The 1117-nt window shown below is 43.3% G+C and carries 1 protein-coding gene and 1 pseudogene; one reads left to right on the top strand and one right to left on the bottom strand.

Going from position 1 to position 1117, the window contains the following annotated elements; all coding sequences use genetic code 11:
* Window positions 1-264 (bottom strand): annotated as a pseudogene (locus tag F6K38_RS42780) (hypothetical protein); the annotation flags it as partial.
* On the opposite strand from F6K38_RS42780, the gene F6K38_RS42775 reads away from it, so the two are divergent.
* On the top strand, window positions 263-1117 hold an 855-nt coding region (locus tag F6K38_RS42775), incomplete at its 3' end, for a hypothetical protein (protein WP_287360977.1). The pseudogene F6K38_RS42780 and the gene F6K38_RS42775 overlap by 2 nt on opposite strands.

Raw genomic sequence — 1117 nt, 5'->3', positions numbered from 1 at the left:
ATATATGTCACTCTCAAGTAAAGTCAAAAAAATCCGCAAGAAAAAAACAGATGCTAAGAAAGCGAAAGCGTCTTCAAAAGCCTCTTCTGATTCTTCCAACTCCCAATCCCAAGGAAAAATAAATCCGATCACCGGTATGACCACCGAGGCTGAGATCAAGACATTGAGTGAGGCTCTTGCTGGTGCTTCTAACCTGTCCAAAGATGATGCAGCTTCTTTGTCTTGATGCAGTCGCTCATGGGGGAAACCACGGCAGTCGCTCATGGGGGGAACCCCCAAGACCGCGCTGCCTCCCCAAGACCGCGCTGCATCGCTTTTAAAGCAGGCGCAAGGTCTTAGAGACAAAATGGAAAGTGGTCAACCCATCTCAAGGTCGGAACTAGCCTCTTTCAAAGACTCTACCGACGATATGTTTAAGAAATTGGAGGATGTAAAAGGTTTCGATCAATTAAAAAATCCATTTACCATGACCGAGAGTGAGATAAATCAACAAGTGTATCAACTCGCTCAGGCGATGGAGAAAGCGGTAAAAGTCCCTTCAGACAATACCAAAAAAATGCTCAAGGATACCTATGCTTTAATGGATCATTTAACCTATACCAAGCGTGACAGCGATTCTCCCGATAGTGGAACTAAAGATGACTCAGATACCAATACCTCTGACCCTGATTATCAAACCTTACTCAATAACTTCAAGGAGTCTTATAGCCAGCATTATGATGCCTTAGGGTCCAGCCAAGCCGGTAAACCGATTGGTGGTCATTTGTTTAATATGACCAAAGATGAACTGGATGCTGAGATAAAGGATATTAACAAAAAAATAGCAGACGCGAGAAAACTTCCACCAGAGCAAATTCATGAGTTTGTTCGTGATGCCTATGCCTTAAGAGAAAAGCTATTTGAAGTTTCTAAATCCGCCGAAAATACTGCTAGCACCGATAGCTCTACTACAGAGGATAAAGAAGAGAATGCTACAGCGGAAGAGACGATATATCAAGCGGTTCAGGATAAAAATTCACCAGACGTACAAGTTTCGAAAAATGAGGTATATCGAGATATAGGGGAATTCAACCAAAAACACGCTGGTACGATGGAGGAGATAGTGCGGGCGTCACTC

The organism is Moorena sp. SIO3B2 (assembly GCF_010692525.1).
GTDB classification, from domain to species: domain Bacteria; phylum Cyanobacteriota; class Cyanobacteriia; order Cyanobacteriales; family Coleofasciculaceae; genus Moorena; species Moorena producens.
The sequence above is the reverse complement of the archived record's forward strand: the minus strand, read 5'-3'. Positions and strand labels throughout refer to the sequence as shown.